Raw genomic sequence first — 23,103 nt, 5'->3', positions numbered from 1 at the left:
ATGGGCATCTTCGCGTACGACTTCATGATCCGTGCCCTGCTCGGGGCGCTCATCACCGGAGCCGCGGCCCCGGCCATCGGCGTCTACCTGGTCCAGCGGCGCCTGTCGCTGATCGGCGACGGCCTCGGCCACGTCGCGCTCACCGGCGTCGGGCTCGGGCTGCTGCTGCACCGCTCCCCCGTCATCATGGCCGTCCTCGCCGCCGCGGCCGGCGCCGTGGTCATCGAGCTGGTCCGCGAGCGGGGCCGCACGTCGGGCGACATCGCCCTGTCGATGCTCTTCTACGGCGGCATCTCCGGCGGCGTGGTCCTCGTCAACCTGTCCGACGCGCAGAGCAGCCGGAGCCTGGTGACGTACCTCTTCGGCTCTCCCCTGACCACCAGCCGGCAGGACCTGGCGGTGATGCTGATCCTCGGCGTCGCCGTGCTCGCCGTCGCGCTGCTGCTGCGGCCGTGGCTCTTCGCGGTGTGCCACGACGAGGAGTACGCCCGCGTCTCGGGTCTCCCGGTGCGCACCCTGAACCTCATCCTGGCGGTCACCACCGCCGTCACCGTCACCGTGGCCATGCGGGCCGTCGGGCTGCTGCTGGTCAGCGCGCTCATGGTGGTGCCGGTGGCGACCGCGCAGCAGATGACCCGCGGCTTCCGGGCCACCATGCTCGCCGCCATCGGCCTGGGCCTGGTCGTCTCCGGCGGCGGCGTGTGGCTGTCGACCGCGATCGACACCGGCCCGGGCGCCACCGTGGTGCTGCTGGCCATCGCCGGCTTCTTCGCCGTCACCGTCGGGGTCGCCGCCGTCCGGGCCGCCCGCGGTGCCCGCCACCGGCAGGAGACCCCCGCCCTCGACGACGTGGCGAGCGACGCGCATGCCGGCGCCTGACGGCTACGAGGCGGCCGGCGAGCTGCTGCGGGCGCTGTCGGCCCCGCTGCGCATCCGGATCGTCACCGAGCTGGCCGCCGGGCCGCGCTGCGTGCACGAGCTGGTCGAGACCCTGGCCGCGCCGCAGCCGCTGGTCTCGCAGCACCTGCGCGTGCTGCGCGGCGCGGGCGTGGTGCGCGGGTCGCGGCGGGGGCGGGAGATCGCGTACTCGCTCATCGACGAGCACGTGGCCCACATCGTGGCCGACGCCGTGAGTCACGCCCGCGAAGGACACTGACGGCACCCGGGGCCGGCGAGCCCAGCGGGATCGACGGTCGTGCCCCACGCTTGAAGGCATGAAGCTCTATGCCGACCGCGCCCCCGTCGCCATCCGGCAGCTCGTCACCGACGCCTTCGTCGTCGTGTGGGTGTACGCCTGGGTGAGGCTGGGCATGGCGCTGCTCGACCTGATCCAGAAGCTGGCCGTCCCCGGGCAGAAGCTCGAGGGCGCCGGCGACGGCCTGGCCCGCAACCTCACCTCGGCGGGCGACAAGATCAAGGACCTGCCGGGCGTGCCCGACTCGGTCGCCTCGCCGTTCAGCGACGCGGCCGGCGCGGCCACGTCGCTGGCCGACGCCGGGCGGGAGCAGCAGACCATCATCAACGACCTGGCCTGGGTCCTGTCCGTGGTGGTGGTCGTCGTCCCCGTGCTGCTCGTGATCGGCGTCTGGCTGCCGCTGCGCATCCGCTGGGTCCGCCGGGCCGGCTCGGCCGCCCGGCTGCGCACCGCGGCGGCCGGCAAGGACCTGCTCGCCCTGCGGGCCCTGGCCACCCAGCCGCTCAAGCGCCTGCTGAGCCTCGACCCGCAGATCGCCGCGCTGTGGCGGCGCGGCGATCCCGAGGCGGTCGAGGCCCTGGCGAGGCTGGAGCTCAAGGGGCTGGGACTGCGTTAGAAGCGGCGGCGGACGTCCTCGGCCTGCGAGGGGCCCTGGGTCCAGCCGGACGTCCACTCGCCCGCGGCAGGCGGGGCCACGACGCCCTCCTCCAGGCCGAGGTACCGCCCCTGCAGCACCCGGTTCGCCGCGGACAGCTCCACGGAGTCGGCGTTGTCCCACAGGTCGCGGAAGAGCGCCTCGGCCCGCAGCGTGGCCTGCCGGCAGAACAGGTCGGCCAGCTCCACGCCCTCCGGCCGCGCCGCCAGCTCGGTGCGGGCCTTCACGCAGGCGGCCGCCATCGCGAACAGCTCCGCCCCGATGTCCACGACCCGGCCGAGGAAGCCCTGCTTGTGCTCGAGCTTGCCCTGCCAGCGGGCCATCGCGTAGAAGGTCTCCCGGGCCAGCCGCCGGGAGGCCCGCGCGACGTAGCGCAGGTGCCCGGCCAGCGGGCCGAAGTCCCCATAGCCGCCGGGGAGCTGGCCCTTGCCGGCCACCAGCGTCGGCAGCCACTTGGCGTAGAAGGCGCCCGCGTTGCCGGCCGCCTTCGCCTTGCGGCCGAGGCCGGCCTCCGGGTCGATGATGTCGCCGGCCACGGAGAGGTGGGCGTCGACCGCCTCGCGGGCGATGGCCAGGTGCATGATCTCGGTCGAGCCCTCGAAGATGCGGTTGATCCGCAGGTCGCGCAGGATCTGCTCGGCCGGGATGGCCCGCTCGCCGCGCGCGGCGAGGGACTCGGCGGTCTCGTAGCCGCGGCCGCCGCGGATCTGCACCAGCTCGTCGGCGACCTTCCAGGCCAGCTCGCTGGCGTAGAGCTTGACCAGCGCGGCCTCGATGCGGATGTCGTTGCGGTTGTCGTCGGCCAGCCGGCAGGCGACCTCGAGCATCGCCTCCATGCCGTAGGTCGAGCCGGCGATGAACGCGACCTTCTTGGCGATGGCCTCGTACGTGCCGATCGGCCGGCCCATCTGCACCCGCTCGGCGGCCCACTCGCGGGCCACCCCGAGGCACCACTTGCCGGCCCCGACGCACATCGCGGGCAGCGACAGCCGGCCGGTGTTGAGGGTGCTCAGCGCGATGCGCAGGCCCTGGCCCTCGCCGCCGATGACATTGGCCGCCGGGATGCGCACGTCGTGGAAGCGGGTGACGCTGTTCTCCAGGCCGCGCAGGCCCATGAAGGCGTTGCGGCGCTCGATCGTCACGCCCGGCGCGTCGCCGTCCACCACGAAGGCGGTGATGCCGCCGCGGTGCCCCTCGCTCTTGGGCACCAGCGCCATGACCACGAACAGCGTGGCCAGGGTGCCGTTGGTCGCCCACAGCTTCACCCCGTTGAGCAGGTAGTCACCCTCCGGCGTCGGTACCGCGGACGTGCGCAGGTTCGCCGGGTAGGAGCCCACTTCGGGCTCGGTGAGCAGGAAGGCCGACACCTCGCCGGCGGCCAGCCGGGGCAGGAACTCCCGCTTCTGCTTGTCGGTGCCGACCAGCTTCAGCGGCTGCGGCACCCCGATGGACTGGTGCGCCGACAGCAGCGCGCCGATCGCCGGGCTGACCGAGCCGGTGAGCATGAGCGCGCGGCAGTAGTCCAGGTTGGTGAGGCCCAGGCCGCCGTACTTCTCGTCGATCTTCATGCCGAAGGCGCCCAGCTCCCCGAGGGAGCGCAGGACCTCGTCCGGGATGCGCGCGTCGCGCTCGATCTGCTGGCCGTCGACTTCGGCCGAGAGGTACGCGGCGAGCTTCGCGCGGAACTCCGTCCCGCGCGCCTCGGCCACCGGGTCGAGCTCCGGCAGCGGGTCGATGAGATCGAGGCGGAACCGGCCCAGGAAGAGCTCCTTGCCGAAGCTGGGCTTCCTCCACTCGGTCTCGCGACTCTCCTCGATGACCTTGCGCGCCTCCCGCTCGGCGCGCACCGACGTGGAAACCATGGCCACCCCCAGGTGATCGGGCCTACAAGCCAGGTTATTACCCGCGGGTAGGGTGCGCTATGCCTCAGCCGAGCGAGCGGGCCAGCACGGCCGCCGCAACCTCGGATGGCGCCTGATCGGGAATCCAGTGACTGATGCCCGCAAGTGGGACGAACCGGTAGTCCGCGGCCACGTGCTCGGCGCAGGCGCGGGCCGCCGTGGGGCCGACGGCCAGGTCGCCGTCGCTCCACAGGTACGTCGTGGGCACCTGGCACGGCCCGAGCCCGACGAGGTCGAGGGGGCTCATCGCGCGGTACCAGTTCAGCGCCGCGGTCAGCGCCCCCGGCTCCAGCAGCGGCCGCACGTAGCCGTCGACCGCCTCGGCGGACAGGCCCGAGCCGTCGAACAGCCGGCGCAGGCGCCGCGCGTCCTCGGCGAGCAGCCGCTCCTCGGCCACGCCGGCCTGGCGGAACAGCTTGATGTAGCCGAACCGGGCCTTCTGGTCGGGATCGGTCGAGGTCGCGTGGGCGCTGGCGTGCGGGTGCGGCAGCGACACGGCGGTGAGGGTGCGCACCCGCTCGGGGTGGCGCAGGGCCACGTTCCAGGCGCACACCGCCCCCCAGTCGTGCCCCACCAGGTGTACCGAGGCAAGCCCCAGCGCGTCGAGGACCGCCACCACGTCCAGGGCGCACTCCGTGATCCGGTAGGCCTCGACCGCCTCGGGCCGGGCCCCCGGCGAGGTCCCGCGCTGGTCGAGGGCGTAGGTGCGCAGGCCGGCCGCGTGCAGGTGCGGGGTCACCGCCGCCCACTCGCCGCTGTGCTGGGGGAAGCCGTGCAGCAGCAGGACGGGCTCGCGCCCATCCGCCGGCCCACCTTCGACCACGTCGAACGTGAGATCGCGCGCCGTGATTTTCATGACCCGAGCCTACGAGCGAAGAAGATTCACTGTTACCTTCAGGGAACAACTGCACATCCGACAGGGGAGCGCACAGCGCTGAGAGTGTGACCGCCGGACCACGGCGGCGCAGACCCTCGAACCTGATCTGGGTAATGCCAGCGCAGGGAGTTCGGTCACCTCACGCCAGTCGTCACGTCGTCCATCCGTGGTCGCGTGGCGTCGCGTCTCCTTCTGGTTCACCCCCGAACTAGGAGGCATCTCGCAATGCAGACACGTTGGCGCACCGTCGACATCGTCGTGGCCGCCGTCATCGCCGTGGCCTTCGCCGCCGTCTTCTACGCCTGGAACAACCTGTGGGCGGCGCTGAACGGCTTCGCCCTGCCGTGGCGGGCCGCCATCTACGGCGTGTGGCTGATCCCCGCCGTGCTCGGCCCGCTTGTCGTGCGCAAGCCCGGCGCCGGGCTGTTCGTCGAGCTCGTCGCCGCCACCATCTCCGCCGTCATGGGCTCCCCCTGGACCTTCACCATCATCGCGTCCGGCCTGGTGCAGGGCATCGGCGGCGAGTTCGCCTTCGCGGCCACCGGCTACCGCCGCTTCGGGCTGGTCAACGCCGTGGTCGGCGGCGCACTGTCCGGCGCCGGGGCGGCGCTGATGGACCTGGGCGTCCTGCAGTACCTCCCGCCGATGACGACCGGCCAGCGCTGGACGTACGCGATCCTGGTGATCGTGAGCAGCGCGGTGATCGCGGGCGCGGGCAGCTGGGCCCTGCAGCGGGCGCTTTCCCGCACGGGCGTGCTCGACCGCTTCCCGTCGGGCCGGGAGCGCGTCGCGGTCTGATACGCACAGCAATGGGTTCCGTCGAGTTCCGCGGGTTCGGTTGGCGGCACGCCGGGCGCAAGGCCTGGGCCGTGCGCGGCTTGGACCTGCGCATCGAGCACGGCGAGCGGGTACTGCTGCAGGGCGCCTCGGGCGCCGGCAAGAGCACCCTGCTCGCCGCGCTCGCCGGCCTGCTCGCCGAGGACTCCGGCGAGCAGGAGGGCGAGGTCCTCGTCGACGGCCGCCCGGCCCGCGAGGCGCGGGCCGGGACCGCGATCGTGTTCCAGGACCCGCAGACCCAGCTGGTCATGCGCCGGGCCGGCGACGACGTCGCCTTCGGCCTGGAGAACCGGGGCGTGCCGCGGGCCGAGATCTGGCCGGCGGTCGACGCCGCCCTGGCCGCCGTCGGCTTCCCGTACGGCCGCGACCGCGACACCTCGGCGCTCTCCGGCGGCGAGCAGCAGCGGCTGGCCATCGCCGGGGCCATCGCCCTGCGCCCCGGCCTGCTGCTGCTCGACGAGCCGACCGCGAACCTCGACCCGGAGGGGGCCCGGCTGGTGCGCACCGCCGTGACCAAGGCGCTGGCCGACCTCGACGCCACCATGGTGCTCGTCGAGCACCGGGTCGAGGAGGCGCTGGCCCTGGTCGACCGGGCCGTCGTGATCGGCGAGCACCCGGACGCGGTGTGGGCGCCGGGCGCCGCGCTGCCGGCTCGCAAGGCCGCCGCCGCGCCGGGCGGGCCGCTGCTGCGCGCGCAGGGGCTGGTCCTGCCGCACACCGGCACGGTCGTCGACGAGGAGGTGCTGGCGGGCCAGGCCCTCGCGGTCGAGGGGCCCAACGGCGCCGGCAAGACCACCCTGGCCCTGCTGCTGGGCGGGCTGGCCCGCCCGGCCGGCGGCCGGGTTTCGGCCGCCGCCGAGCTGGCCGGCCGGGACGCCGCCCGCCCGCCGCACCGCTGGCGGGCCGGACGGCTGGCCGGACGGATCGGCTCGGTGTTCCAGAACCCGGAGCACCAGTTCGTGACCGCGACCGTGCGCGAGGAGCTGGCCCTGTGCGGGGCGTCCCCGGCCGCCGTGGACGAGCTGTTGGAGCGCCTGTACCTGGACAAGCTGGCCCTGGCCAACCCGTTCACCCTCTCCGGCGGCGAGCAGCGGCGGCTCAGCGTGGCCACCGCCCTGGCCGCGGCGCCGCGGGTGCTGGTGCTCGACGAGCCGACCTTCGGCCAGGACCTGCGCACCTGGCGGGAGCTGGTCACGCTGCTGGCCGACCTGCGCGACGAGGGCCGGGCACTGGTCCTGGTCACCCACGACCCGCAGCTCGTCGACGCGATCGGCGACCGCCGCCTGGAGCTGACCCGGTGAGCGGTCGAGGGGCCGGCGGGTGGCTCGCCCGGCGGGACGCGACCGCCAAGCTGCTCGCCACGCTGCTGGTCACCGTGGCCCTGATGACGAGCCTCGAGCCGGTCGTGGCGCTCACCGCCATCGGGGCGCTGCTGGCCGCGCTGCCGCTGACCGGGGTCGCCCCCGCCGTGCTGTGGCGGCGCGGCTGGCCCCTGCTGGCCTCGGCGGCCGGCGTCTTCGCCTTCGGCGTGCTCTTCGGCGAGCGGCACTCCCCCGTCCTGGCCCACGTCGCCGGGCTCGACATCCGGCAGGACGCGCTCGGCTACGCGCTGCGGCTGCTCGCGGTGGCGCTGCCCGGGATCGTGGTCTTCGCCACCATCGACCCGACCGACCTCGCCGACTCGCTGGTCGCGCACCTGCGGGTCCCGCCGCGCTTCGCGATCGGGGCGCTGGCCGCGCTGCGCCTGGCGCCGTTGCTGGCCGAGGAGTACCGGCTGATCCGGTTGGCGCGGCGGGCCCGCGGTACCCGCGCGGGGCCCTTCTCGACCCTGTTCGGTCTGCTCGTGGCGGCCATCCGGCGCGGCATCCGGCTGGCGACGGCGATGGAGGCCCGCGGCTTCGACCGGGAAGGCCCCCGCACGATCGCCCGCGAGACCCGTTTCGGCTGGCCGGACGCATTGGTGGTGGTCGCTGGGGTGGCAATTGCCATCGCGGTGATCGTGCTGAAGTTCGCGTACGCATAGTCGTATCGCTACCTGTTGTTCTCCGACAACGTCGAGGGTCGGCCATGAGGACCACCGAGCGAAACGGAGCCTTCCCTCATGGGCCACGGCCATCACCACCACCACGAGGACATGCCGCACACCACCGGCGACGTCCCCGCGGTTCTCGACGCTTCGATCCCCGACAGTGAGCTCTCCCCCGGCGACGTCTCGCGCCGCGGCTTCCTGCGCCGCGCCGGTCTGCTGGGCGCGGCCGCCGCCGCGGGTGGCGCGCTGGCCAACGCCGGTGTCGCCCACGCGCACGACGACGACCAGCAGCACGACTTCAACGGCTGGGACCGGCACGGCCACGGCCGCCCGACGTCCGGCAACTACAAGTGGCTGGCCGGCGACCACCACATCCACACCCAGTTCTCCAGCGACGGCATGTACCGCCCGGGCGACCAGGTCAAGCACGCCTCGGCGTACGGCCTGGACTGGATGGTCATCACCGACCACGGCACGGTGCAGCACTCCAAGATCGGCGTCGAGAAGGTCAACCCACTGATCCGCGCGGCCCGCGCGGACTACAAGGACATGCTCGTCTTCCAGGGCCTGGAGTGGAACATCCCGCAGGCGGAGCACGGCACCGTCTTCGTGCACCCGGGGGCCAACGAGGTCGCCGTCCTCAAGGAGTTCGAGAACACCTTCGACGGCTCCGTCGTCGGCGCGGTCGACCCCAACGCCGTCACCGAGGCGCTGGCCATCGCCGGCATCAAGTTCCTCGGCGACCAGGTCACCAAGCGGCGGGTCCAGGACGCGCTGTTCCTGGCCAACCACCCGGCCCGCAACGGCATCGACTCGCCGCACGAGATCCGCGGCTGGCGCGACGCCAACCCGAGGATCGCCATCGGCTTCGAGGGCGCCCCCGGCCACCAGGCCGCGGGCATCGCCAAGCCCAACGGCGGCGGCGCCGGCCGTGGCTACTACGAGAACGCCCCCAACGCCAAGTCGTTCCCCGGCTTCCCGCTGGAGAGCTACCGCACCTGGGGCGGCTTCGACTGGATGACCGCGACCGTCGGCGGCCTCTGGGACAGCCTCCTCGCCGAGGGCAAGGCCTGGTGGATCACCGCCAACTCGGACTCGCACGTGGTGTACGAGGAGACGGCGGCCCGCCCGGGCAACACCGACTTCAACACCAACGGCTACCACTTCGACCCGGTCTACGGTCAGCCGACCAGCCTCACGCCCGGCGACTTCTGGCCCGGCTACTACAGCCGCACTCACGTCGGCTCGCGCGACTTCAGCTACGCCTCGGTCATGGACGGCCTGCGGGCCGGCCGCGTCTGGGTCGACCACGGCGGCCTGATCAGCGGCCTCGACGTGCAGGTGCGCGTGAAGGGCAGCCCGACCGGCGTCACCCTCGGTGACTCGCTGGTGGTGCGCCGCGGCCAGAGCGCCGAGCTGGTCATCAAGATCAACCTGGCCAACACGCCGAACTGGGCGAACTTCGTGCCGACCCTGGCCCGGGTGGACGTCATCCGTGGCGAGGTCACCGGCGCGGTGAGCGACCAGGACTCGATGAAGGCGCCGAACACGAAGGTCGTCAAGAGCTTCGAGGTCAACAAGTCGACCGGCACCGTGTCGTTCACCTACGACCTCGGCGCGGTGGACAAGGCGTTCTACGTGCGCCTGCGCGGCACCGACGGCAACCGCACCGCCCCGGGCTACCTCGGCGCGGCGATCGACCCGGCCGGCCCGGCCATCGACGTCCTCGGCGACGCCGACCCGTGGAAGGACCTGTGGTTCTACGCCAACCCGATCTGGGTCTACACGCGGTAATGACGCAGTTCCCCGACGTACAGGCGGCCGACCATCACATCCTGACGGCCGGCCGCCCCGCGTTCACGTACTTCGACGGCGGCCAGGTCGCCGTCGGTCTGCTCGGAGACGCCGGCGCGGACGCGCCCCCGGAGGGCGCCCGCCAGGTGCTGTTCGAGGGCGCGGAGCAGCTCAAGGGCACGATGGCGGTCTCGGCCATCCTCGATGGCTCGGCGATCGAGAAGGTCGTGATCCTGGGCGGCATGGCGGCGGTGCCGGAGATGCTCGTCGACACCCGCGACTTCGTCCGGCCGATCTGGCGCGACGGCGTCCTGACGCTGGTGACCCAGTTCGCCCGCAACGGCGTGCTGGTCCCCTTCGAGCCGCCGAACAACCGGCCCTGCTGCACCGACCACTAGTTCCTGGAGTTCCCGGAGTTCCTGGGGCCCGTCGCTTCGCGGCGGGCCCCTATTAGGCTTTCGGGCATGCCCAGGGACCACGTGGACGCCGTCGTCGAGGAGTGGCGCACCCCGCTGCCCGACGTGGTCGGCCCGCCGATGGAGCTGGGTAAGCGCATCCACCGCCTGGCCGGCCGCCTGCAGGAGGTGGTCCGCACCGAGACCGCCGCCGCGGGCCGCACCCCGGCCGAGTTCGACGTGCTCTCGGCGCTGCGCCGGGTGGGCCCGCCCTACGCGCTGAAGCCCTCGGAGCTCGCCTCCGGCCTGCTGCTCACGTCCGGCGGGATCAGCAACGTGCTGCGCCGGCTGCAACAGGACGGGCTCATCGAGCGCGCCGCCGACCCCGGCGACGCCAGGGTCGCCTGGGTGCGGCTCAGCGAGCGCGGGGTGCCGGCCGCCGAGAAGATCGTGCGGGCGGTGACCGCGGCGCAGGCCCGGCAGTTCGCCGCCGCGCCCGAGGCGCTGGTCGGCTCGGCCGCCGAAGGGCTGCGCGAGGTGCTGATCGCGCTTGGGGACATCGCCAAGGAGGACGACTGATGCTGCAGCGATACGACGAGCGCAACGCCGACCTGCGGTACTGGGTGAACGGCACCCTCCGCCACCGCGACGAGCCGGGCATCTCGCCCTTCGACTCGGTGGTGCAGGGCGGCGACGCGGTGTGGGAGGGACTGCGCCTCTACGACGGCGGCATCTACGGCCTGCACGAGCACCTGGCCCGGCTGCGCCGATCGGCCATCGCGCTGGGCTTCGCCGGCATCCCCGCCGACGAGGACGTCATCGCCGCGCTGCGGGCCACGCTGGCCGCCAACGACATGCGCGACGGCGTCCACGTGCGCCTGACCCTGACCCGCGGCGTGAAGGTGACCAGCGGCATGGACCCGCGCCTCAACCGCGACGGCTGCACGCTCATCGTGCTGGCCGAGTTCAAGGCCCCGGTCTACGACACCGGCGGCCTGACCCTGATCACCAGCAGCGTGCGCCGCCCCGGCCCGGACGTGCTCGACCCGCGCATCCACCACAACAACCTGCTGAACTCGATCCTGGCCAAGATGGAGGCCAACGTGGCCGGGGCCGACGACGCGATGATGCTCGACGCCCGCGGCTTCGTGGCCGAGACCAACGCCACCCACCTGTTCGCGGTGGCCGAGGGGCGGCTGCTCACCCCGCGCGCGGTGGCCTGCCCGGAGGGCATCACCCGCGACACGGTACTGCGCATCGCCCCGCTGCCGGTCGAGGTCCGCGACCTGGCCCAGGTGGAGATGTACACGGCGGACGAGGTCTTCTGCACCGGCACCATGGGCGAGATCGCGGGCGTGGTGACGATCGACGGGCGCCCGATCGGCTCGGGCAAGGTCGGCCCGGTGACCCGGCAGATCGCCGAGCTCTACCGCGACCACGCCCGAGCCAACGCTGTTGCCCTGTAGCCGGGCGCGCCGGTTCAGCCGCTGATGAGCGTGAGCGTCAGCGTGCCGGTGTAGGTGCCGGTCGGCGAGGTGTCGGGGATCCACAGCACCATGTCCGCGCGGACGTGCTGGGTGCCCAGGCCGCTGCCGCCGGGCGCGCCGGCCAGCATGGACACCCCGGCGAGGCCCAGGCTGTCCGGGACCTGCATCCTGGGGGCGATCGCGGGCCCGGCCACGGGGAGGCCCTCGGCGTCGCTGCCTGCGGCGACCAGCGCCGGTGTCCAGCCGAAGTGCGCTGCGGAGACCGTGGTGGCGCCGTTGACGAAGTCGGTCGACTGCCCGCTCAGCGTCCAGCCGGGCTGGCCGGGGCGGGAGTCGCCGACCGAGATGCCGGACAGCGACCCGGTGAAGACCCAGGCGTGCCGGTGCCCGGTCGGGTCCGTGCCCTGCACCGGGTGGCCGGCCGGCGTGCCCGGGTCGAGCTGCCGCAGGTGCACCGCGGTGCCGCCGGCGACCTGCAGCGCCACGGCGCCCTCGTAGGGGGCCGTCTCGTCGCTGGCGTCGAGCGGCACCCCGCCCCCGGTCCCGCTGCCGGTGGCGTCGCAGCTCGCGAGAGCGGACACGTCGACGGCCGGGTCGGCGTCGTGGAGCCTGCGCAGCTGGTCGAAGCCGGCCGCGACCAGGTTCGGCGGCAGCGGGGCGTAGCCGATGTGCTCGATCGTGGTCTGGCCGGCGCACAGCGCGTAGTGGAAGAAGTCGACAAGCGTCTGCCGCTTCGCGGTGGTCAGCCGGCGCTCGTCGGCGCCGCTACCCGTCGGCAGGATCGTGTACACGTACGACGCCAGCGGGTACACCCGCGGGTCCGTCGCGGTGTACAGCCGGCTCAGGTCCGCCGTGAGGTAGTCCGGCGAGGCCGGATTGTTGTTGACCTTCGCGTAGGTCAGCGAGACGGAGGTGGCCTGCGGGGTCGGCGCCACGAACGCGCCGGACGCGTTGCCCACCGAGGCCACCGGATAGCCGACGGCGAGGGCGTACGAGTACTCGTCGTAGCCGATCGCGCCGTTCACCGACGCGATCTGGTGCATCACGCCGTCGGAGCCGTTCGCGGAGATCGCGTTGCCCCGGAGCGGGAAGTACTCGGTCGGCGCGTTCGCGCCGGCGAAGGGCCCCCAGAGCGCCGGGAACCGGTCGGCCAGGTAGGAGGTGAACTGCCAGCCGGCGCCGGAGCCCTCGGCGTGCAGCACGGGGGTGATCGGCAGCGCCGGCAGCTCCCGCCCGCCGTTGTCAGCCGTGATCCGCGGGTCGCTCCACTCGGTGATCTGGTTCGTGAAGATCCTGGCCAGGGTGTCGCCGGAGAGCTTCAGGTCCCGCACGAGCGCGCCGTCGACCACCACGTGGAAGGGGAACGTGGTGGCCGAGCCGACCAGCGGCAGGTACGCGAACGGCCGACCGCGGCTGGAGTCGTCCTCGCCGGTGCGCGGATCGTAGCCCCTGAACGGCAGGTCGCTGATCGCGAAGTCGTTCACCTGGTTGGCGAAGTCCTTGCGCCCGGCCGCCGAGCCGGTCGCGGTGTAGACGACCTGCAGGCCCTTCTGTTGGACGTCGGCGACGAACTGGCTCATCGCGTTGGCCGCCATCGAGGATCCGGTGCCCTCGATCCGGGCGTGGGCGGCGCCCCACGCCGGGCCGCCGGCCGCCGTGACGACGGACGTCAGGAGTAACGACAGTGCTGTTGCGCTCGCGGATCGGCGCATGTGGTCCCCCTCCACTTCGTCGAAGGAGACGATTCGACCGCTTGCACGCGTCCCGCCGGTGCCCCGTTGGCGAACGGCCGGCGAACGCCGGACACGTGTCCGGCGCCTCTCAGCCCTGTGGCGTGATGCGGTGCGCGGCCAGTTCCTCGTACAGCGGCCGCGCCCGATCCACCAGCGACCGCAGCCGGTCCGGCACCTCCGCCGGCGCCGGGTCGTAGGGGACGAACCCCGTCGAGCGCTCCACCGCCGCGTACCAGTGCGGCGCCCACACCCCGTCGGTGGACCGCTGCCCCGCCGGCCAGGAGAGCATCGCCGGGTCCCAGGACAGGCCGAGCGCCGCGCACAGGGCGGACAGCGTGCCCGCCGGGGCGCGCAGCACGTCGACGGCGTCGACCACCGGGCCGCCGTGGGCGCGGAAGATCTCCACCTGCTGGGGGTACCCCAGATCCTCCAGCGTCGGCTCCCCGCGGACCTTCGCGTAGGAGGCCACCACGTACGCCGGATCGCGAATCAGGTACGCGTTGGTCACCTCGGCCAGCCAGTCCCGGCCCACCTGCGGGAGCAGGTGATGGGTCATGTGCTTCTGGTAGTACACCTGCGCCCCGACCGGCCCCAGGAGCCCGGCGACCGCGTCCTGCCAGCGGCGTGGCTGCGAGGCGAGGATCTCCTCCCGGGCCGGGTGGTCCAGGCCGGTCTCCTGCAGGTAGTGCGCGTACAGCGGCTCGTCGACCACCACCGTGTCGGGCCGCGCGCCGAAGCTGCGCATCATCGCCGTGGAGATGTTGCGGGGGCCTGACCACATCGCGACACGCACCGTCATGGTGCACGAGGGTAACCCACTCGCCGTTCCGCCCGTTTTACTCGCGTATAGCACGAAATCCTGGCGCGCGTCGATGCGATCCACTCGGCGTTGCGGCGCTTACTGTCAAGGGCGGAGCCCTGCAGTGCGCCCGCCCCGCCACCAGGCTTTCTGGAGACCGACGACGGATCGATGCTGCGCGGGAAGGAAGGGGCCGGTCGATGGACCTGCTGATCGACGTGCGAGTGGCGAGGCGAGATTCGACCGCGACACTGGACCGCACGGTGCGGCTGCGGGCCGACCCGGGTGGCGTGGTCGCCGACCTGATCGCGGCCCTGCTGGGGCTGCTCGACCCGGCCGACCGGCCGCAGCAGACGACGTGGGCCTGGCTGATGCGGACCGGCCGGCGCCTCGACCCCAACCGCTCGCTGGGCGACCAGGGCCTGCGCTGCGGCGACGCGATCCTGCTGGCCCCGCCGGAGCAGCGCCCGGAGCGCCCGGTGCGGGCCGAGGGGCACCGCTTCGAGCTGCTGGTGGTGGCCGGCCCGGACACCGGGACCTGGCTGCCGCTGCCGCCCGGCGAGTTCGTCATCGGCACCGATCCGGCCGGCGACCTGGTCCTTTCCGACGCCACCGCCGGCCGGCGCCACCTGCACCTGGGCATCGGCAGCCACGAGGTGGCCGCCACCGACCTGCGCTCACCCGCCGGCACCCGGCTGGACGGCGCGCCGCTGACCGGGACCGTGACGCTGAGCGGCGGGCAGCTGCTGCGCCTCGGGACGACGCTGATCACGATCGAGGAGGTGCCTGCGGATCCGCCCGCGCCCAAGGGTCCGCCGCCGGCCGTGTGGCTGCCCGTCGTACCGCAGCCGCAGAAACGCCGCCGTCTCGCGCTGCGCCGCCGGGCGGCCGATCCCGCCGCCGAGTTCGCCGCGGCCATGGACCGGGCCGAGGCCGACGCGGCCATCAAGCACCGGGCCGTGGTGCAGGCGCGGCGGGCCGAGGCGCCCAGCCTGGCCCACCTGGCGCGGGCCGCGGAACGGCAGGAGAAGCCGGCCCGCCGCCCCGACGACCGGGACTTCCTCACGCTGCGGGTGGCGACCGACGACCAGCCCAGCCGGCTGCGCTTCGAGCAGGCGCCCACCACCGGCGACTTCGACCCCGCGCACACCGACCGGATCGCGGCGCTGCGGCAGCGGTACACCCTGGACCCCGACGTCCCCGTCGAGGCCGACCTGCGCGGGCTCGGCGCGCTCGGCGCCACCGGCCCGGACGAGACCCGCCGGGCGGTGCTGCGCTCGTGGGTCGTGCAGCTGGCCACCCTCGTCGGCCCCAACGACCTGGCGCTCGTCGTGCTCACCACACCGGACGAGGCCGAGCACTGGACGTGGACCGGCTGGCTGCCCCACACCCGCACGCTGACCACCGCCTTCGCCCCCGGCGCGCGCACGGTGGCGGCCCGCGAGGACGACCGCCGCCGGGTGCTGGCCCTGGTCGAGGCCCTGCTGCGGCAGCGGCGGCTGGGCCGGCACGCGATCGCCGAGCAGTTCACGCCGCACGTGGTGGTGGTGCTTCCAGACCCGGATTCGGTACCGCAGGAGTCGCTGGCCCGCCTCGTGGAGGACGGCCCGCGGGGCGGGATCAGCCTGCTCACGGCCGCGCCGGAGGCCCTGTCGCTGCCGCCCGGCGTGGTCGCCCTGGAGGGCGAGGGCCTCGCCGCCGCGGTCGCCGACCGGGTCGCTCACGCCCTGGCCGCCACCCGGGACGCGGCCGGCAACGCCGCCCCGCGCCTGGCCCCGCTGGGCGAGGTGCTCAGCCTCGGCGGCGAGCCCGCCCCCAGCTCGATCGTGAAGCGCTGGGTGCCGTCCACCCGCGATCGGGGCCTGGCCGCCCCGATCGGGCTCGGCAGCACCGGGCCGGTCGTGGTCGACCTGCGCCGCGACGGCCCGAACGGGCTCATCGCGGGCGCCCCCGGCTCCGGGCGGTCCTGGCTGCTGCGCTCCTACCTGGCGGGCCTGGCCGCGACGTACCCCGCCAACCGCCTCACCTTCGTCCTGGTCGACCCGGACGGCACCACGTTCGGCGAGTGCGCCGACCTGCCGCACACCGTCGGCGTCTTCACCGGCGACGACGGCTACCAGGCCCGGCGCGTGCTGATCTCCCTCGGCGCCGAGGTGCGCCGCCGGGAGGGGGTCCTGCGCCGGCACTCGGTGAAGGACATCGTGGAGATGGAGCGGCGCCACCCGGCGGCCGCCCCGGCCAACCTGCTCATCGTGGTGGCCGAGCTGGCCGCCGCGCCGCCGGACTTCGTGACCGGGCTGCGCGAGCTGGCCCGGCGGGGGCGCCCCGCCGGGGTACACCTGCTGCTCTCCACGGCCCACCCGCACGGGCTGGTCGACGACGACCTGCGGGCCGAGGCGCCGCTGCGCATCGCGCTGCGGGTGGACGAGGAGCAGGACAGCCTCGAGGTCCTCGAGCGCCCCGACGCCGCCCACCTGTCCCCGCTGCTGCCCGGCCGCGCGTTCGTGCGGGCCGGCGCGGCCGAGCCCGAGGCCGTGCAGGTCGCCTACGGCGGCGCCCGCTCCCCCGCCGACCGCACACACGGCCCCACGCTCGTGACCGAGTGGCGCTTCGAGTCGGGCCTGCACATGCCCGACCCGGCGCCCGAGGTCGCCGAGGAGTCGTCCGGGGCGCAGCTCGTGCCGGTCCCCGGCGAGATCACCGACCTGCGGCGGCTCGTGGCGGCCATCACCGCGGCGCACCGGGAGGCCCGGGTGCCGGATCAGCCGCAGGCCTGGCAGCCGCCCATGCTGCCCACGTACGAGCTGTCGGAGCTATCGGACAGCATCGCGGGGACCGCGCCCGGCGCCGACGAGGTGCGCCCCCTGGGGGCCCGGGCGGCGTTCGCGGCGCCGATCGGGATGGTCGACCTGCCCAGCTCGCAGACCGTGCACGTGTGGCCGCTCGACCTGGACGAGCTGGGGCACCTGTTGGTGTACGGCCCGGCCGGCGCCGGCAAGACCACCCTGCTCGACACGATCGCGGCCTCCTTCGGGCGGCGCTTCGACGGGGCGGCCCTGCGGATGTACCGGGTCGACGCCGCCGCCCTGCCGGCCGCCACCGCGCTGCTGGGCACCATCGGCGAGCTGGTGGCCGAGCGCACCGCGCTGGCCGAGCACGACGGCGCCCGGGTGCTGGTGCTCGTCGACGGTCACGACCCGATGCTCAACGACGCCCTGACCCTGGTGGCCGCCGGCGGCAAGGCGGTCGGCGTGCACCTGGTGCTGGCCACCGAGCAGCGCAGCGCCGTGCCGACCTCCCTGGCCCGGCTGATGCCCGGACGGATCGTGCTGCGCTCCGGCGGGCGCGGGCTCGTCGAGGGCACGATCGAGCTGCAGGTGGCCACGGCCGCGCCCGAGGCGCCGGCGGTGAAGCCCACGACACCTTCACAACGCCCCCGCCAGTTGCAGCTGGAAGTCTGAGTACGCTGAAACATCGTGCAGACCAATGGTGACTATCGCGCAGGCTTCGCATGCTTCGTCGGCCGACCCAACGCTGGAAAGTCGACGCTGACCAACGCGATCGTCGGCCAGAAGATCGCCATCACCTCGCCCAAGCCGCAGACGACCCGGCACACCGTGCGCGGGGTGGTGCACCGCCCGGACAGCCAGCTGGTGCTGGTCGACACGCCCGGCCTGCACCGCCCGCGCACGCTGCTCGGCGAGCGCCTCAACGACCTGGTCCGCTCCACCTGGAGCGAGGTCGACGTGATCGGCCTGTGCCTGCCGGCCGACGAGGAGATCGGCCGCGGCGACCGGTTCATCAGCGGCGAGATCGCCGAGCTCAAGGCCACCCTGGTCGCGGTGGTCACGAAGACCGACCTGGTCGACAGGGCCACCCTGGCCCAGCGCCTGCTGGCCGTGCAGGAGCTGGGCGAGTTCGCCGACATCGTGCCGGTGAGCGCCGTCTCCGGCGCGCAGGTCGGCACCCTGGTCGACGTCATGATCGGGCACCTGCCGCGCTCGCCGCAGCTGTACCCCGACGGCATGCTCACCGACGAGCCCGAGCACGTCCTCATGGCCGAGCTGATCCGCGAGGCTGCCCTGGACGGGGTCCGCGACGAGCTGCCGCACTCGATCGCCGTCCTGGTGGAGGAGGTACTTCCCGAAGAGGGCGGCCTCACCCGCATCTACGCCGACATCTACGTCGAGCGCTCGAGCCAGAAGGCGATCGTCATCGGCCACCAGGCGAGCCGGCTCAAGCAGGTCGGCACCCGGGCCCGCCGCGAGATCGAGGACCTGCTCGGCGGCCGGGTCTACCTGGACCTGCACGTCCGCGTGGCCAAGGACTGGCAGCGCGACCCGAAGCAGCTGCGCCGCCTGGGCTTCTGATGTCCGGGTCAGGCTTCCGCGGAAAGCTGTACCGGGATGACGCCGTCGTGCTGCGCGTGCAGAAGCTCGGGGAGTCCGACCGCATCATCACGCTCTTCACCCGCCACCACGGCCGCATCCGCGCCGTCGCGAAAGGGGTGCGCCGCACCACCTCCAAGTTCGGCGGCCGGCTGGAGCCGTTCGGGCACGTGGACGTACAGCTGCTGGAGGGCCGGACCCTCGACGTGATCAGCCAGGTCGAGGGCGTCGACCTGTTCGGCCGGCGGTTTCTGGAGGACTACTCGCGGTACACCCTGGCCAGCGCCATCGCCGAGACCGCCGAGCGGCTCACGCCGATCGAGCAGGAGCCGTCGCTGCGGCTCTTCCAGCTCACGCTGGGCGCCCTGCGCGCCCTGGCCAAGGCCGAGCACGCCGGCGGCCTGGTGCTGGACGCCTACCTGCTGCGGGCGATGAGCGTGGCGGGCTGGGCCCCGGCCCTTCGCGAGTGCGCGGTGTGCGGCACGCCCGGCCCGCACCGCGGCTTCTCGATCCCGGCCGGCGGCGCCGTCTGCCCGGACTGCCGCCCGCCCGGCGCCGCCCATCCCGCGCCCGCGACCATCGAGCTGATGAGCGCCCTCGCCGAGGGCGACTGGACCATCGCCGACGCCGCCCCCGGGGCCCAGCAGCGCGAGGCCAGCGGCCTGGTCGCCGCGCATCTGCAGTGGCACCTGGAGCGGGCACTACGCTCGCTCCCGCTGGTCGACCGCGATGAACGACCCCTGCGAAAGGAACACTCGTGAGCAACTTCCGCCCGCCGTCGCAGCATCCCACGGGTGCCCGCCCGCCGGCGCTGCCGAAGGAGGCCATCCCGAAGCACGTGGCGATCATCATGGACGGCAACGGCCGCTGGGCCAAGCAGCGCGGCCTGCCCCGCACCGCCGGCCACACCGCCGGCGAGGCGGCCCTCTTCGACGTGATCGAGGGCGCGCTGGAGCTGGGCGTGAAGTACGTCAGCGCCTACGCGTTCTCCACCGAGAACTGGAAGCGCTCCCCGGACGAGGTCCGCTTCCTCATGAACTTCAACCGCGACACGATCCACCGCCGCCGCGACGAGTTCCACGAGATGGGCATCCGGGTCCGCTGGGCCGGCCGCCGCCCCCGCCTGTGGCGCTCGGTCATCAACGAGCTGGAGTACGCGGAGCACCTGACCCGCCACAACGACCTGCTGACGTTCACGATGTGCGTCAACTACGGCGGCCGCGCCGAGGTGGCCGACGCCGCCGCCCGCCTGGCCGCCGACGTGGCCGCGGGGCGCCTCAAGGCCGACCGCATCTCGGAGAAGACCTTCGCGCGGTACCTCGACGAGCCCGACCTCCCGGACGTGGACCTGATGATCCGCAGCTCGGGCGAGATGCGCACCTCGAACTTCATGATCTGGCAGGCGGCCTACGCCGAGTTCGTCTCGATCGACACCTTGTGGCCCGACTTCGACCGCCGCCACCTCTGGTACGCCTGCGAGGTGTACGCCAAGCGGGACCGGCGCTTCGGCGGCGCCATCCCCAACCCGGTGGTCCCGACCCTGACCACCTGACGGGGTCTTCTGCTGGCCTTTTTCCGGATAAATCCGGCGCCTGGCGGCGCCAGATTTATCCGACGTATCAGGCATCGGGATTTTTCGTCCCTCCGAGCCCTCAGTCCTCGACGGTGGTGAGGACCGAGGCGTCCGGGCCGGCCAGGTGGATGGGGGCGGCCGGCGAGACGTCACGCACCGCCGCGTGCCCCGCCGGGTCCAGCGTCGAAGCCTCCGTCACCACCGCCGCCGCCTCGATCTTCGTCGCGCCCGACGCCACCGCCGAGGCCACCGCGAGCTGCAGGGCGGTGAGCGAGAAGGACGGCAGCGCCACCGAGGCGGCGTTGTACGTGCGGCCGTCGCCGTCGCGGACCGCGGCGCCCTCCACGGCGCCGATGCGGGCGCGGGCCGCGCGGGCCAGGGTCACCAGCTTGGTGTCCTCGGCGGTCAGGTCAGGCATCGGCGTGCTGCCTCTCGGTCTCGTGGCTGGTCTGCTGCTCGTCCTCCGGGTCGGCCCGGCGCACCAGCAGGGTCTCGATGCGGTTGCGGCGGCCGGTGGCACCCTCGGCCACGAGGACCAGGCCGCCGACGACGGCCGTCGCGCCCGGGATCGGCACGCGGCCGAGGGCCTGGGCGAGCAGGCCGGCCACGGTCTCGACCTCGTCGGCGGGCAGGTCCACGCCGAAGAGCTCGCCGAGGTCCTCGATCGGCAGGCGGCTGGTGACCCGTACGGCGCCGTCGGGCAGCTCCTCGATCGGCGGGCGCTCGGCCACGTCGTACTCGTCGGTGATCTCGCCGACGATCTCCTCGAGGATGTCCTCGATCGTGACCAGGCCGGCCGTGCCGCCGTACTCGTCGATGATCACGGCCATGTGGGTGCGCTTGGCCTGCATCTCGCGGAGCAGGTCGTCGACCGGCTTGGACTCCGGCACGAAGGTGGCGTCGCGCATGACCTGGGCGACGGGCATGTCCACGGCGGTGGTGTCGTCTCCCGCGGTACGGCGGACAAGATCCTTGAGGTACACGATCCCCAGAACGTCGTCCACGTTCTCCCCCACCACCGGAATGCGGGAGAAGCCGCCGCGCATCGCGAGCATCAGGGCCTGACGGACGGTCTTGTGGGCCTCGATCCAGACCATCTCGGTGCGCGGCACCATGACCTCGCGGGCGATCGTGGTGCCCAGCGCGAAGACGGAGTGGATCATGTCCCGCTCGCCGTGCTCCACCACGCCGCGCTGCTCGGCGATGTCGACCAGCTCGCGCAGCTCGATGGTGGTGGCGAAGGGGCCCTCGCGGTACCCCTTGCCGGGCGTCACCGCGTTACCGATGAGGATCAGCAGGCGGGCCAGCGGGCCCAGGGCCGTGCCGAGCCAGCGCACCGGCGGCGCGGCGAACCGGGCCACGTTGTACGCGTGCTGGCGGCCCATGGTGCGCGGCGCCACGCCCACCACGACGAAGCTGACGACGGTCATGACGCCGGCGGTAATGAGCGCGGCGAGCCAGTCCCGATGACCGCCGACCGCCGCCGCCGTTTCCAGGGCCACGAGCGTGGTCGCGGTGAGCTCGCACAGCAGGCGCAGGAGGAGGAGCAGGTTGATGTACCGCGCGGGGTCGGCCGCGACGACCTCCAGCGCCCCGGCGCCGGGCTTGCCCTCGCGGGCGAGCTCGTGCGCACGGGCCGGGGAGACCACGTTGAGGGCGGCGTCGGTCATGGCGAACAGCCCCGCCAACACAACCAGCCCAGCGACGGTGGTCAGCAGAGTGACGTCACTCATGTATTCACGACTTTCGCCAGCTCTCCAGCAATCGCGCCTGGAGGCCGAACATCTCAGCCTCCTCCTCGGGCTCGGCGTGGTCGTACCCGAGCAGGTGCAGGATGCCGTGCACGGTGAGCAGCGCCAGCTCGTCGATCGTGGAGTGCCCGGCGGTGGCGGCCTGCTTGGCGGCCACCTCCGGGCAGAGCACGATGTCGCCGAGCAGGGCCGGCTCGCCGGAGCCCTCGCCGGGCCCGTGGTCGACGCTGCCCTCGTCCATGGGGAAGGCCAGCACGTCGGTCGGACCGTCGCCGTCCATCCAGCGGTGGTTGAGCTCGGTCATGTACTCCACGTCGACGAGCAGCACCGACAGCTCCGCCAGCGGGTTGACCCCCATCTCGTCGAGGGCGTGCCTCGCCACCGCGAGAATGGTGTCGGAGTCGACGTCGGCGCCGGACTCGTTGGCGATCTCGATGGACAACAGCGCTCCCGTGGCTATCGGCGGCGCCCGGGCCGGCCGCCCTGTGCGGCACGGTCCGGGACGGCGCGCACCGGCTGCTGAGCCTCCTGCGCTTCGTCCCAGCGGGCGTAGGCGTCGACGATGTCACTGACCAGCCTATGGCGCACCACGTCGGCGCTGCCGAGCAGGGCGAAGTGAACATCCTCGACGCCGTCGAGGATCTCACGGACGACTCGCAGGCCGCTGCGGGTCCCCCCGGGGAGGTCGACCTGCGTCACGTCGCCGGTCACGACGATCTTGGAGCCGAAGCCGAGCCGGGTCAGGAACATCTTCATCTGCTCGGGCGTGGTGTTCTGGGCCTCGTCGAGGATGATGAAGGCGTCGTTGAGGGTCCGGCCACGCATGTAGGCCAGCGGCGCGACCTCGATCGTCCCGGCGGCCATCAGCTTCGGGATGGACTCCGGGTCGATCATGTCGTGCAGCGCGTCGTACAGCGGCCGCAGGTACGGATCGATCTTGTCGTAGAGCGTGCCGGGCAGGAAGCCGAGCCGCTCGCCGGCCTCGACCGCGGGCCGGGTCAGGATGATCCGGTTGACCTGCTTGGCCTGCAGCGTCTGGACGGCCTTGGCCATCGCGAGGTACGTCTTGCCCGTGCCCGCCGGCCCGATGCCGAACACGATCGTGTGCTGGTCGATCGAGTCGACGTAGCGCTTCTGCCCCAGCGTCTTGGGGCGGATCGTGCGGCCACGGCGCGACAGGATGTTGAGGGTGAGCACCTCGGCCGGCCGCTCGCTGGTGTTCTGCTGCAGCATGCCGACGGTGCGCCGGACGTTGTCCGTGGTGAGCGTCTCGCCCTTGCGCACCAGCTCGATCAGCTCGCTGAAGATGCGCTCGGCCAGCGCATTGTCGGCGGCGGCACCGGTGATGGTGATCTCGTTGCCCCGCACGTGAACATCGCTCTGTACCGACCGCTCGACGAGCTTGAGGATCTCGTCGCCGGCCCCGAGCAGCCTGACCATGACGTGCGGGTCGGGAACGGTGATCTTGCTGATGGCCCGCACGGGTTGCTCCGACGACGCAGCCGGCGCGGGGTTCGGGGTCTCGGTCATACCTTGGCCGCGGTGGGCCTCAAGCACCTGCTTCCGGGCTCAATCCAGCCTGGGCTCATGTCCAGGCTCTTCATGGTATCGGCTGACCGCCCGCCCGGCCGTTCCCATTTTTGCCCGTACACCATCCACTTCCCGGTTCGGCCGATCATGCGGTTCGCC

22 protein-coding genes and 1 riboswitch are annotated in these 23,103 nt (G+C 73.1%); of the genes, 14 read left to right on the top strand and 8 right to left on the bottom strand.

What is annotated here, in order from left to right; all coding sequences use genetic code 11:
- The 3 genes from ABD352_RS23735 to ABD352_RS23725 are packed head-to-tail and all read left to right on the top strand — an operon-like array spanning position 1 to position 1,811.
- The gene (locus tag ABD352_RS23735; RefSeq protein WP_344614664.1) at positions 1–879 is read left to right on the top strand and encodes a metal ABC transporter permease; all 879 of its coding nucleotides are present in this window, start codon (positions 1–3) and stop codon (positions 877–879) included.
- Entirely contained in the window at positions 866–1,156 is a 291-nt protein-coding gene (locus ABD352_RS23730; protein ID WP_344614663.1) for an ArsR/SmtB family transcription factor, read from the top strand. Before ABD352_RS23735 ends, ABD352_RS23730 begins: the two co-directional genes overlap by 14 nt.
- 58 nt (positions 1,157–1,214) lie before the next feature.
- Positions 1,215–1,811 (top strand): hypothetical protein, encoded by a 597-nt coding sequence (locus ABD352_RS23725; RefSeq protein WP_344614662.1) that lies wholly within the window; start codon positions 1,215–1,217, stop codon positions 1,809–1,811.
- Here ABD352_RS23725 and ABD352_RS23720 read toward each other — a convergent pair.
- Together ABD352_RS23720 and ABD352_RS23715 are read right to left on the bottom strand one after the other, a co-directional pair.
- Positions 1,808–3,712 (bottom strand): acyl-CoA dehydrogenase family protein, encoded by a 1,905-nt coding sequence (locus tag ABD352_RS23720; protein ID WP_344614661.1) that lies wholly within the window; start codon positions 3,710–3,712, stop codon positions 1,808–1,810. The genes ABD352_RS23725 and ABD352_RS23720 overlap by 4 nt on opposite strands.
- 64 nt (positions 3,713–3,776) lie before the next feature.
- Positions 3,777–4,607, bottom strand: a complete 831-nt coding sequence (locus tag ABD352_RS23715) for an alpha/beta fold hydrolase (protein ID WP_344614660.1) — start codon at positions 4,605–4,607, stop codon at positions 3,777–3,779.
- A gap of 52 nt (positions 4,608–4,659) precedes the next feature.
- Positions 4,660–4,774, top strand: a riboswitch (TPP riboswitch).
- Between the two features lie 79 nt (positions 4,775–4,853).
- Between ABD352_RS23715 and ABD352_RS23710 the strand changes: the two genes are divergently transcribed.
- The 7 genes from ABD352_RS23710 to ABD352_RS23680 all read left to right on the top strand — a co-directional run bounded on the left by ABD352_RS23710 (position 4,854) and on the right by ABD352_RS23680 (position 11,149).
- Positions 4,854–5,426 carry an ECF transporter S component gene (locus ABD352_RS23710; protein ID WP_344614659.1) on the top strand — a complete coding sequence of 191 codons (573 nt, stop codon included), beginning with the start codon at positions 4,854–4,856 and terminating at the stop codon, positions 5,424–5,426.
- Between the two features lie 11 nt (positions 5,427–5,437).
- Positions 5,438–6,766: an ABC transporter ATP-binding protein gene (locus ABD352_RS23705; RefSeq protein ID WP_344614658.1), complete on the top strand. Its 1,329-nt coding sequence runs from the start codon at positions 5,438–5,440 to the stop codon at positions 6,764–6,766.
- A complete protein-coding gene (locus ABD352_RS23700; RefSeq protein WP_344614657.1) occupies positions 6,763–7,488 on the top strand; it encodes an energy-coupling factor transporter transmembrane component T family protein in 726 nt (241 codons plus the stop codon). The genes ABD352_RS23705 and ABD352_RS23700 overlap by 4 nt, the downstream gene beginning before the upstream one ends.
- Before the next feature lie 78 nt (positions 7,489–7,566).
- Positions 7,567–9,288: a PHP domain-containing protein gene (locus ABD352_RS23695; RefSeq protein ID WP_344614656.1), complete on the top strand. Its 1,722-nt coding sequence runs from the start codon at positions 7,567–7,569 to the stop codon at positions 9,286–9,288.
- Positions 9,288–9,686, top strand: coding sequence for a hypothetical protein (locus ABD352_RS23690; RefSeq protein ID WP_344614655.1), 399 nt, complete (start codon positions 9,288–9,290; stop codon positions 9,684–9,686). The genes ABD352_RS23695 and ABD352_RS23690 overlap by 1 nt, the downstream gene beginning before the upstream one ends.
- A gap of 66 nt (positions 9,687–9,752) precedes the next feature.
- Complete coding sequence (locus ABD352_RS23685) at positions 9,753–10,262, top strand: MarR family winged helix-turn-helix transcriptional regulator (protein ID WP_344614654.1); 510 nt, start codon at positions 9,753–9,755, stop codon at positions 10,260–10,262.
- Positions 10,262–11,149, top strand: a complete 888-nt coding sequence (locus ABD352_RS23680; RefSeq protein WP_344614653.1) for an aminotransferase class IV — start codon at positions 10,262–10,264, stop codon at positions 11,147–11,149. Before ABD352_RS23685 ends, ABD352_RS23680 begins: the two co-directional genes overlap by 1 nt.
- A 14-nt stretch (positions 11,150–11,163) precedes the next feature.
- Here the strand turns inward: ABD352_RS23680 and ABD352_RS23675 are convergent, their stop codons facing one another.
- Together ABD352_RS23675 and ABD352_RS23670 are read right to left on the bottom strand one after the other, a co-directional pair.
- The gene (locus ABD352_RS23675) at positions 11,164–12,882 is read right to left on the bottom strand and encodes a substrate-binding domain-containing protein (RefSeq protein WP_344614652.1); all 1,719 of its coding nucleotides are present in this window, start codon (positions 12,880–12,882) and stop codon (positions 11,164–11,166) included.
- Positions 12,883–12,991: 109 nt separating this feature from the next.
- Positions 12,992–13,702: a sulfotransferase-like domain-containing protein gene (locus tag ABD352_RS23670; protein WP_344614651.1), complete on the bottom strand. Its 711-nt coding sequence runs from the start codon at positions 13,700–13,702 to the stop codon at positions 12,992–12,994.
- Between the two features lie 200 nt (positions 13,703–13,902).
- On the opposite strand from ABD352_RS23670, the gene ABD352_RS23665 reads away from it, so the two are divergent.
- Genes ABD352_RS23665 through ABD352_RS23650 form a run of 4 tightly spaced genes read left to right on the top strand, consistent with a single transcriptional unit; the run spans position 13,903 to position 19,642 of the window.
- On the top strand, positions 13,903–17,163 hold the full coding sequence (locus ABD352_RS23665) for an FtsK/SpoIIIE domain-containing protein (RefSeq protein ID WP_344614650.1): 3,261 nt from the start codon (positions 13,903–13,905) through the stop codon (positions 17,161–17,163).
- Between the two features lie 15 nt (positions 17,164–17,178).
- Positions 17,179–18,072, top strand: a complete 894-nt coding sequence (gene era / locus ABD352_RS23660; RefSeq protein WP_344614649.1) for a GTPase Era — start codon at positions 17,179–17,181, stop codon at positions 18,070–18,072.
- Complete coding sequence (gene recO, locus ABD352_RS23655) at positions 18,072–18,851, top strand: DNA repair protein RecO (RefSeq protein WP_344614648.1); 780 nt, start codon at positions 18,072–18,074, stop codon at positions 18,849–18,851. Before era ends, recO begins: the two co-directional genes overlap by 1 nt.
- Positions 18,848–19,642 carry an isoprenyl transferase gene (locus ABD352_RS23650; RefSeq protein WP_344614647.1) on the top strand — a complete coding sequence of 265 codons (795 nt, stop codon included), beginning with the start codon at positions 18,848–18,850 and terminating at the stop codon, positions 19,640–19,642. Before recO ends, ABD352_RS23650 begins: the two co-directional genes overlap by 4 nt.
- A 100-nt stretch (positions 19,643–19,742) precedes the next feature.
- On the opposite strand, the gene ABD352_RS23645 is transcribed toward ABD352_RS23650, so the two are convergent.
- The 4 genes from ABD352_RS23645 to ABD352_RS23630 are packed head-to-tail and all read right to left on the bottom strand — an operon-like array spanning position 19,743 to position 22,944.
- Entirely contained in the window at positions 19,743–20,081 is a 339-nt protein-coding gene (locus ABD352_RS23645; protein ID WP_344614646.1) for a cytidine deaminase, read from the bottom strand.
- Positions 20,074–21,396: a hemolysin family protein gene (locus ABD352_RS23640; protein WP_344614645.1), complete on the bottom strand. Its 1,323-nt coding sequence runs from the start codon at positions 21,394–21,396 to the stop codon at positions 20,074–20,076. The genes ABD352_RS23645 and ABD352_RS23640 overlap by 8 nt, the downstream gene beginning before the upstream one ends.
- A gap of 4 nt (positions 21,397–21,400) precedes the next feature.
- A complete protein-coding gene (gene ybeY / locus ABD352_RS23635) occupies positions 21,401–21,856 on the bottom strand; it encodes an rRNA maturation RNase YbeY (RefSeq protein WP_344614644.1) in 456 nt (151 codons plus the stop codon).
- A 14-nt stretch (positions 21,857–21,870) separates the two neighbouring features.
- Positions 21,871–22,944, bottom strand: a complete 1,074-nt coding sequence (locus ABD352_RS23630) for a PhoH family protein (protein ID WP_344614643.1) — start codon at positions 22,942–22,944, stop codon at positions 21,871–21,873.
- Positions 22,945–23,103: the final 159 nt, after the last annotated feature.

This window comes from Dactylosporangium salmoneum (genome assembly GCF_039532525.1).
Taxonomy (GTDB): domain Bacteria; phylum Actinomycetota; class Actinomycetes; order Mycobacteriales; family Micromonosporaceae; genus Dactylosporangium; species Dactylosporangium salmoneum.
This window is presented reverse-complemented; position numbering and strand designations above follow the sequence as displayed.

Excerpts from the sequence above, each read along its gene's own strand:
- ABD352_RS23735 (WP_344614664.1), top strand. The coding sequence starts at position 1 with ATGGGCATCTTCGCGTACGACTTCATGATCCGTGCCCTGCTCGGGGCG.
- ABD352_RS23730 (WP_344614663.1), top strand. The coding sequence starts at position 866 with ATGCCGGCGCCTGACGGCTACGAGGCGGCCGGCGAGCTGCTGCGGGCG.
- ABD352_RS23725 (WP_344614662.1), top strand. The coding sequence starts at position 1,215 with ATGAAGCTCTATGCCGACCGCGCCCCCGTCGCCATCCGGCAGCTCGTC.
- ABD352_RS23720 (WP_344614661.1), bottom strand. The coding sequence starts at position 3,712 with ATGGTTTCCACGTCGGTGCGCGCCGAGCGGGAGGCGCGCAAGGTCATC.
- ABD352_RS23715 (WP_344614660.1), bottom strand. The coding sequence starts at position 4,607 with ATGAAAATCACGGCGCGCGATCTCACGTTCGACGTGGTCGAAGGTGGG.
- ABD352_RS23710 (WP_344614659.1), top strand. The coding sequence starts at position 4,854 with ATGCAGACACGTTGGCGCACCGTCGACATCGTCGTGGCCGCCGTCATC.
- ABD352_RS23705 (WP_344614658.1), top strand. The coding sequence starts at position 5,438 with ATGGGTTCCGTCGAGTTCCGCGGGTTCGGTTGGCGGCACGCCGGGCGC.
- ABD352_RS23695 (WP_344614656.1), top strand. The coding sequence starts at position 7,567 with ATGGGCCACGGCCATCACCACCACCACGAGGACATGCCGCACACCACC.
- ABD352_RS23690 (WP_344614655.1), top strand. The coding sequence starts at position 9,288 with ATGACGCAGTTCCCCGACGTACAGGCGGCCGACCATCACATCCTGACG.
- ABD352_RS23685 (WP_344614654.1), top strand. The coding sequence starts at position 9,753 with ATGCCCAGGGACCACGTGGACGCCGTCGTCGAGGAGTGGCGCACCCCG.
- ABD352_RS23680 (WP_344614653.1), top strand. The coding sequence starts at position 10,262 with ATGCTGCAGCGATACGACGAGCGCAACGCCGACCTGCGGTACTGGGTG.
- ABD352_RS23675 (WP_344614652.1), bottom strand. The coding sequence starts at position 12,882 with ATGCGCCGATCCGCGAGCGCAACAGCACTGTCGTTACTCCTGACGTCC.
- ABD352_RS23670 (WP_344614651.1), bottom strand. The coding sequence starts at position 13,702 with ATGACGGTGCGTGTCGCGATGTGGTCAGGCCCCCGCAACATCTCCACG.
- ABD352_RS23665 (WP_344614650.1), top strand. The coding sequence starts at position 13,903 with ATGGACCTGCTGATCGACGTGCGAGTGGCGAGGCGAGATTCGACCGCG.
- recO (WP_344614648.1), top strand. The coding sequence starts at position 18,072 with ATGTCCGGGTCAGGCTTCCGCGGAAAGCTGTACCGGGATGACGCCGTC.
- ABD352_RS23645 (WP_344614646.1), bottom strand. The coding sequence starts at position 20,081 with ATGCCTGACCTGACCGCCGAGGACACCAAGCTGGTGACCCTGGCCCGC.
- ABD352_RS23640 (WP_344614645.1), bottom strand. The coding sequence starts at position 21,396 with ATGAGTGACGTCACTCTGCTGACCACCGTCGCTGGGCTGGTTGTGTTG.
- ABD352_RS23630 (WP_344614643.1), bottom strand. The coding sequence starts at position 22,944 with ATGACCGAGACCCCGAACCCCGCGCCGGCTGCGTCGTCGGAGCAACCC.